Origin of the sequence: Rubrivivax gelatinosus (assembly GCF_016583785.1) — a bacterium.
Lineage (GTDB): Bacteria > Pseudomonadota > Gammaproteobacteria > Burkholderiales > Burkholderiaceae_C > Rubrivivax > Rubrivivax gelatinosus_B.
Map to the genome: position 1 here is coordinate 1 of NZ_NRRU01000158.1, position 7,847 is coordinate 7,847.

Below are 7,847 nucleotides of genomic sequence, written 5' to 3' on the forward strand. Positions count from 1 at the left end.
GCCTACGCCCAGGCCGTGGCGCGCCTGCAGCGCCAGCGCCAGCGTCGACCAGAAGGCGCTGAAACCGACCGACAGCAAGGCCTGGGCGTAGGCCGCGCGGCGCAGCGCGCCGTGGCGCCGCCACAGCGCGACCATCGACGCCAGCAGCGCGCCGTAGGCCAGGCGCGTGGTCGGCGCGATGTGCGGCAGCCCGCGCCAGAGCGCGACGCCGATCGCCGCCACCGCGAGCGCGGCGGCGAAGAACACGCTGCGCCAGCCGAACTGCGCCGCCAGCAGGCCGCTGGCCACGCGCGACAGCAGGATGCCCATCAGCAGCCCGGTCATCACACTGCCGACCGTGGCGCCGCGGCGCTCGGGCGCAGCCAGCGCCGCGGCCGCCGGCACCAGGTCCTGGGCCAAGGTCGCCGCCAGCCCGATGACGAGGCTGGCCGCAAGCAGCGCCGGCAGCCCCGGCGCCAGGCCGGCCGCCAGCAGCGCCAGCGTCAGCAGCGCGGCCTTGACCGCGATCAGCGTGCGCCGGTCGCTGCGGTCGCCCAGCGGCGCCAGCAGCAGCAGGCCGGCGGCGTAGCCGAACTGGGTCAGCGTTGGCACCAGGCCGACACCGCCGGCGCCGGCGCCGAGATCGCCGCCGAGCGCGGCCAGCAGCGGCTGGGCGTAATAGATCGAGGCGACGGCAAAACCGGCGCCGGCGGCCATCAGCACGACGGGCGGCGCGGGCGTATGGCTGGAAGTGGGCAGCGGCGACAGCGGGGCGGGAGCGGGAACTGCGGACATCGTGGACTCCTGCGATTCAATGCCGCCATTCTTCCCGCGCATCTCCGAGCGCTGTAGTAGCGCCACAAGCAGATTTGTCATACGCTGAGCGCATGACCAAAGCCATTGCCGGCGCCGACCGGCTGGAGCTGCTGCTGACCTTCGTGCGCATCGTCGACGGCGGCAGCCTGTCGGCCGCGGCCGTGGCGCTGGGCACGACGCAGCCGACGATCAGCCGCCGGCTGCAGCAGCTGGAACGCTCGCTCGGCCTGAACCTGCTGCAGCGCTCGACGCACACGATGAAACCCACCGAGGACGGCCAGCGCTGCTACGAGCACGCACGCGCGCTGCTCGAACGCTGGGACGCGGTCGAGGCCGACCTGCGCGGCGTGCAGGAGGAGCCGCGCGGCCGGCTGCGTGTCGTCGTGCCGCACGCCTTCGGCCAGCAGCAGCTGGTGGCGCCGCTGCTGGACTTCCTGCGCCGCCACCCCGAGGTCTCGGTCGAGTGGCTGCTGCACGACCGGCTGCCCGACTTCATCGCCCAGGGCGTGGACTGCGCGATCCGCGTCGGCGTGGTCGAGGAGCCCGGGCTGGTCGCGGTGCGGCTGGCCGAGGTGCCGCGTTTCGTCGTCGCCGCGCCGGGCCTGTGGGGCAGCGGGGCGCCGCCGGCCGACGCGCGCGCACTCGAGGCCCTGCCCTGGCTGGCGGCGGGCAGCTTCTACCGCGACGAGGTCGAGCTGCAGGACCGCCGCAGCGGCGAGTGGCTGCGGCTGGCGATCCGCCCGCGGCTGACGACCGACAGCCTGTACGCGCTGCGCGAAGCGGCCCGCGGCGGCGCCGGCGCGGCGCTGATCTCGTCCTGGCTGGTGGCCGAGGACCTGGCCGCCGGCCGGCTGGTGCAGCTGGCGCCCGACTGGGCCGCGGCGCCGCTGCCGGTGTACCTGCTGCACCCGCCGGCGAGGCTGCAGCCGGCGCGGCTGCGCGCCTTCATCGCGACGATGCGCGCGGCGATGCCGACGCTCTCGGGCATGGTGGCGCCGACCCGCGCCAGCGCCTGAACACCGGCTTCAGGCCGACAGCGTGGTGACCGAGGCCGCCGGCGGCGTCGGCAGCAGCAGCACCGGCTCGGCGGCGCCGTGCAGCCGGCCGATCGCGCGGTGGCGGCCGCTGCGCTTGGCGCGGTAGAGCATGGCGTCGACGTCGGCGAGCGCGAGGTCGAGGTCGAAACCGGGCGCCAGCTCGAAGGAGCCGAAGCCGATCGACACCGTGACGCCCACCGGCACGCCGCGCAGCTCGAACGGCGCCGCGGCCACCGCCTCCAGCAGCCGCAGCACCAGGCAACGTTCGGCTTCGGCATTGGCGGGTTCGTCGACGAAGACCAGAAACTCCTCGCCGCCCCAGCGCACGACGCGGTCGGCGCTGCGCACGCAGTGCGCCAGGCGCTGGCTCGATTCGAGCAGCACGCGGTCGCCGCAGGCGTGGCCGTGGCGGTCGTTGATCGCCTTGAAGTGGTCGATGTCCAGCAGCACCAGCAGCACCCGGCCCTGGCCGCGGCCGCGCCGCTGCTCGAAGAGACGTTCGAAGTAGCGCCGGTTGTAGGCGCGTGTCAGCGGGTCGTGCGTGCTCTCGTAGTCGAGCGCGACGTTGGCCGCACGCAGCTGGTGGTTGGCGCGGCGCAGCCGCAGGTGCACGAACAGCAGCGAGGCCGTCGACAGCAGCACCGCGATGCCGACGACGACCCAGGTGCGCTGCGTCAGGCGCTCGGCCTCGAGCTGCAGGCGCGCGGTCTCGCCCTGGTGGCGCAGGCGCTCGATGTCCAGGTCCTTGCGCCCGCTCTCCAGCACCGCGGCCAGGAAGTTGGCGTTCTTCTCGCGCGCCTCGCGCTGGGTGCGTTCGTGCAGCTCGGCGGCATGCGCCGAAGCGGCGTAGGCCTGCTCCCAGCGGCCCCAGCGCGCCAGCACGCGTGCCCAGTCGTGCAGGCTGTCGGCCATCTGGTTGACCTCGCCGCCGCGTTCGAACCAGTCGCGCCCGCGCTCGAACATCTCGCTGCCGGCCTGCACCTGGCCGGCGTCGGCGAGCGCGAAGGCGCGCGCGATGTAGACGTAGGGCTTGAGGTACTGGATGTCCAGGCGCTGCGCCTCGGGCAGCAGCGCGGCGGTCAGCGCCAGGTTCTCGGTGGCGCGGCCGGTGTGGTGGTAGACCGCGGCCAGATTGATGCGGATCGCCAGCACCGACTCCTGGTCGCCTTCGCGGTCGGCCAGCTCCAGCGCCTGGCGCAGCGTCAGCAGCGCGGCGTCGTAGCGCCTGGCCTTGATCTGCAGCGCGCTGCGCGCCAGCAGCTTCTCGTCGCTGCGTTCGATCGCCGGGTCGAGTTCGAGCGCGCGGTCGCTGTTGCGCAGCGCGTCGTCGTGGCGGCCGAGCTCGGACTGGATCAGCGCCAGCGTCGTCAGCGCGTCGGCTTCGCGCAGCGCATCGCCGGCTCCGCGTGCGATCTCGAGGGCACGCGAGACCGCGATCAGCGCCTCGTCCAGCGCGCCGGCGTAGGAGGCCTCGTCGGCGTAGTCGCGGGCGACGCGGAAGGCGAGCGAACTCAGCTTGAGCTCGTCGAGCACGCCCCAGGCCTCGCGCGCCCAGCGGTAGTTGTCGCTCGGGTCGCCGCGGTGGTCGGCGGCCCACTGGCGGCACTTGAGCACGGCCACGCGCGTCTGCGGGTCGGCGTCGCGGCCGGAACGCGACTCGAGCGCCGCGAGCACGCCGGGGCTGCCGTCCGGCGCCGCGGCGCAACGCTCCACCGCCAGCAGCGCCTGCCAGCCGGGGCCCGCCCAGCGCGGGTCGGCACGCAGCGCGTCGATGTGCGCCAGGCGCTGCTCGACCGGGCGGCCGACGTCGGCGCGCAACAGGTTGTCCAGCACCCGCTCCTCGGGGCCGAGCGCGCCGGGCACCGGGGCGCGTGGCTCGGCGACGGCGAGCCCGGCGCACAGCCACAGCGCGATCGGCAGCCAGCGCTTCGCGGCATTCACGGACGGCGCACGCCTGGCCACCTTCCCTCCTGCGGACTGCATCCCGACTCCCTGCTTCCCGCGGCCGTCGGCCGCTGATCCGGGCCGGATTCTCAAGGCCACCAACGGCCGCACCGCAGCCGGCAAGCATAGCCGCGCCGGATGGCGCGCCACCGCGCCTGGATCAGCCGCGCCGCGGGCGGCCGGCCCCTGCGCGTAGACTGCCCGCCGACCCGTGCGACGGCCGCCACGAACGCGCCGCGCCGGGCCCACAAACGGGCGGCTGCAAGCGCCGCAGCAGGAGGGGGCGTGGTTCAGATCACCGCATGCCGGGCGGTCCCGCCGCCGGGCACACGATCCGGCGCCTGGCGCGGCGGCGCCGCGCGGCTGCTGGCCGCCACGGTACTGGCATTCGCCGGCTCGCTGGCGGGCGCCGCCGACGGCACCGACGCCGGCGCAGCGACGCTGGAACTGAACCACCGCCGCATCGCCGACCTGCGCGCGACGCTGCTCGGCGACGCAGCGGCCGAACGCGCCGCGATGGCACGCGCCGCGCTGGAGGAGGCGGCGCGGCACGGCCCCGGCGTCGTCACGCACACACGGGTCGGCGACAGCGTGCGTTTCGACGTCGACGGCATGCCGATGTTCTTCCTCGCCGCCGACGATCTGCCCGGCCGCAACCCCGAAGCCATGCTCGACGCGGCGGCGCTGAAGACCGAACGCCGCCTGGTGCAGGCGCTGCAGGAGGCACACGAAGCCGCGGACCCGCGCCGGCTCGCGGCCGGCGCCGGCTGGGCCGCCGGAGCGACGGTGGCGGTGCTGCTGGCGCTGCGCGCGCTGCTGGCGCTGCGGCGGCTGGCGAGCGCCCGCCTGGGCCGCCGCGTCGACGCCTGGCAGGCACGGGCCGCGCGCGACGGCGTGCTCGCGACCTATCTGCCGCACACGCGCAGTGCCGCGGCGCTGGCCGGCGCCGCGCTCGCCTGGGGCGCCGCGCTGCTGCTGGTGGACCTGTGGGCCGGCTTCGTGCTGCGCCAGTTCGCCTACACCCGGCCCTGGGGCGAACGCGCCACCGGCTGGCTGCTCACGGTGCTCGGCGACTTCGCGCTCGGCGCCGCCGGCGCGGTGCCGGGGCTGCTGATCGTGGCGCTGATCTTCGTGCTCGCGCGCCTGGCCACACGCGCGCTGTCGCTGCTGCTGCGCCGCGTCGAACAGGGCGAGCTCGGCCTGGCCTGGCTGGACCGCGACACCGCGGTGCCGACGCGGCGCATCGGCAACCTGCTCGTCTGGCTGTTCGCGCTGGCGCTGGCCTATCCCTACCTGCCGGGTGCGAGCAGCGAGTCCTTCAAGGGCGTCACGGTGCTCGCCGGGTTGATGCTGTCGCTGGGCGCCTCGGGCGTGGTCGGCCAGGCGATGGCCGGGGTCGGGCTGATGTACTCGCGCTCGCTGCGCGTCGGCGAGTACGTGCGCATCGGCGAGGTCGAGGGCACGGTCACCGCGATCGGCATGTTCGCGACCAAGCTGCACACCGGGCTGGGCGAGGAGGTGAGCCTGCCCAACACCGTCGTCGTCGGCCAGCCGGTGCGCAACTTCTCGCGCCTGGTGCAGGACGGGCAGTTCGTGCTGCACACCGGGGTCACGATCGGCTACACGACCCCCTGGCGCCAGGTGCACGCGATGCTGCTGGAGGCCGCGCGGCGCACGCCCGGCGTCGCCGCCGAACCCGCGCCCTACGTCGTGCAGACGGCGCTGTCGGACTTCTACGTCGAGTACCGCCTCGTCGCCCAGGCCGACCGCGGCGCGCCGCGCAGCCGCGCCGAGGCGATGAACCGGCTGCTGGCCAACATCCAGGACGTGTTCAACGAAAACGGCGTGCAGATCATGTCGCCGCACTACCGCAGCGACCCGCCGGCGCCGCAGGTCGTCGCGCCGGGCGAGTGGTTCGCCGGCGGCCCGCCGCTGAAACCGCCGCCGGCCTGATCAGCGCTGCGCCTCGAACAGCGCGAGCACCCAGTCGGCGAAGGCACGCACCCGCCGCGGCAGGTGGCGCCGGTGCGGCAGCAGCAGCGTGATCGGCATCGGCGGCGGCACGAAGCCCGGCAGCAGCGTGACGAGGCGGCCGGCCGCCACGCCCTCGCGCGCGCTGGCCTCGGGGATCTGGATGATGCCCAGCCCCGCCTCGCAGGCGGCGACGTAGGCGTCGGTGGTGTTGACGGTGACGACGCCAGCCATCTCGACCCCATGCGTCGTGCCATCGGCGCCGAGGTACTCGAAGCCGACCGGGCGGTCGCCGAGGTTGGGCTGGTAGTGCACCAGCCGGTGCGAGGCCAGCTCGTCCAGCGAACGCGGCTCGCCATGGCGCGCGACGTAGCCGGGGCTGGCGACGTTGACCATCACAAAACGCCCCAGCGGCCGCGCGACGAGCTGCTCGGCGACGACGGCGCCGACACGGATCACCGCGTCGTAGCCTTCGCGCACCGGGTCGACGCGGCGGTCGGAGCTGCCGATCTCGACCGTCAGCCCGGGATGCTGCTCGAGGAACTCGGGCAGCCGGGGCAGCACCAACTCCCGCGCCATCGCCAGCGGCATGTCCACACGCAGCCGGCCGGTCAGCGCCTGCGGCTGATGCTGGAACAGCGTGCGCAGTTCGTCGAGGTCGGCGAGCACGTCCTGGCAGCGTTCGACGAAGGCGCGGCCGTCGTCGGTGGTCTGCACCCGCCGCGTCGTGCGCTGCAGCAGCCGTGTGCCCAGGCGCTCCTCGAGCCGGCGCACGGCGGTCGACACCGTCGCGCGCGGCAGGCCCAGGCGCTGCGCGGCCTCGGTGAAGCTGGCAAGTTCGGCAACCCGCAGAAAGATGCGCAGGTCTTCGGGCGAAAGCACGGCGTGTGACGTCATTGGTCGATATTTTCGATCAGTGTTGCCAATCAAGCATTGTTTATCCCGCCGGGACGAACTCCTAAAGTATGGCCAAGGCAGCCGCCCGGCCGCCTCCCGTCATGTCAAGGAGCCCTCATGGACACGCTCGCCACCCCTCGCACCGCATTGATCACCGGCGGCAGCCGCGGCCTGGGCCGCGACGCCGTGCTGCAGCTGGCACGCGCCGGCTGGGACCTCGTCTTCACCTGGAACCGCCGCGCCGACGAAGCCGAGGCCGTCGTCGCCGCGGTGCAGGCTCTGGGGCGGCGCGCGGTCGCGCTGCAGCTCGACGCCGGCGACAGCCGCAGCTTCCCGGCCTTCGTCGCCGCGCTCGAGCAGGCGCTGGCCGCGACCATCGGCCGGCCGCGGCTCGACGCCGTCGTGCACAACGCCGGCTTCGGCGTGCACGCCGCCTTCGCCGAGACGAGCGAGGCCGATTTCGACGCGCTGCTGAACGTGCACCTGAAGGGCCCGTTCTTCCTCACCCAGGCGCTGCTGCCGCTGCTGGCCGATGGCGGCCGCATCCTGCATGTCTCCAGCGGGCTGACCCGTTTCAGCCTGCCGGGCTACGCCGCCTACGCGACGATGAAGGGTGCGGTCGAGGTGCTGACGCGCTACCTGGCCAAGGAACTGGGCGCACGCGGCATCCGCGTCAACACGCTGGCGCCGGGCGCGATCGAGACCGACTTCGGCGGCGGCGCGGTGCGCGACAACGCCCAGCTCAACGCCTTCGTCGCCGGCCAGACCGCACTCGGCCGCGTCGGCCGCCCCGAGGACATCGGCGGCGCGATCACGGCGCTGCTCTCGGACGAGGCCGGCTGGATCACCGGCCAGCGCATCGAGGCTTCGGGCGGCATGTTCGCCTGAGCGCTGGCGCGGTCGGCACTCAGCCGTCGCAGGGCGCCGGCTCGCGCGAGCGCGACAGGTAGGCCAGGCAGAGGTCGGGCGCCAACGCCGGGCTGTACAGATAACCCTGGAAGACGTCGCAGCCGAGCGCGGCCAGGCGGTCGCGCTGCTCGCGTGTCTCGACGAACTCGGCGATGACGCGTGCACCTCTGCTGTGGCCCAGCGTCGCGATCGCGCGGATGATGTCGCCGCTGACCGGGTGCGACATCACGTCGCGGCTGAGCGAGCCGTCGACCTTGATCGCGGCGACGCGGAAACGTTTCAGGTGCAGCAGCG

The 7,847-nt window shown here is 74.2% G+C and carries 7 protein-coding genes; 3 read left to right on the forward strand and 4 right to left on the reverse strand.

The features are described 5' to 3' along the window. Positions 1-774 (reverse strand): MFS transporter (locus CKO43_RS24235; protein ID WP_200380260.1); only part of this gene is annotated, 774 nt, incomplete at its 3' end. Between the two features lie 92 nt (positions 775-866). On the opposite strand from CKO43_RS24235, the gene CKO43_RS24240 reads away from it, so the two are divergent. Then, positions 867-1,811, forward strand: coding sequence for a LysR family transcriptional regulator (locus CKO43_RS24240; protein WP_200380261.1), 945 nt, complete (start codon positions 867-869; stop codon positions 1,809-1,811). 9 nt (positions 1,812-1,820) lie between these two features. Here the strand turns inward: CKO43_RS24240 and CKO43_RS24245 are convergent, their stop codons facing one another. Next, positions 1,821-3,773, reverse strand: coding sequence for a tetratricopeptide repeat-containing diguanylate cyclase (locus CKO43_RS24245; protein WP_346728402.1), 1,953 nt, complete (start codon positions 3,771-3,773; stop codon positions 1,821-1,823). A 288-nt stretch (positions 3,774-4,061) separates the two neighbouring features. Between CKO43_RS24245 and CKO43_RS24250 the strand changes: the two genes are divergently transcribed. Continuing rightward, positions 4,062-5,729 (forward strand): mechanosensitive ion channel domain-containing protein, encoded by a 1,668-nt coding sequence (locus tag CKO43_RS24250; RefSeq protein ID WP_200380263.1) that lies wholly within the window; start codon positions 4,062-4,064, stop codon positions 5,727-5,729. Here the strand turns inward: CKO43_RS24250 and CKO43_RS24255 are convergent, their stop codons facing one another. Further along, positions 5,730-6,644, reverse strand: a complete 915-nt coding sequence (locus CKO43_RS24255; protein WP_200380264.1) for a LysR family transcriptional regulator — start codon at positions 6,642-6,644, stop codon at positions 5,730-5,732. Positions 6,645-6,761: 117 nt separating this feature from the next. Between CKO43_RS24255 and CKO43_RS24260 the strand changes: the two genes are divergently transcribed. Further along, the gene (locus CKO43_RS24260) at positions 6,762-7,532 is read left to right on the forward strand and encodes an SDR family NAD(P)-dependent oxidoreductase (protein WP_200380265.1); all 771 of its coding nucleotides are present in this window, start codon (positions 6,762-6,764) and stop codon (positions 7,530-7,532) included. Positions 7,533-7,551: 19 nt separating this feature from the next. Here the strand turns inward: CKO43_RS24260 and CKO43_RS24265 are convergent. Beyond that, a partial coding sequence (locus CKO43_RS24265) for an EAL domain-containing protein (protein ID WP_200380266.1) occupies positions 7,552-7,847 on the reverse strand: 296 nt, incomplete at its 5' end.

Coding starts and splice junctions, on each gene's coding strand:
- CKO43_RS24240 (WP_200380261.1), top strand. CDS start 867: ATGACCAAAGCCATTGCCGGCGCCGACCGGCTGGAGCTGCTGCTGACC.
- CKO43_RS24255 (WP_200380264.1), bottom strand. CDS start 6,644: ATGACGTCACACGCCGTGCTTTCGCCCGAAGACCTGCGCATCTTTCTG.
- CKO43_RS24260 (WP_200380265.1), top strand. CDS start 6,762: ATGGACACGCTCGCCACCCCTCGCACCGCATTGATCACCGGCGGCAGC.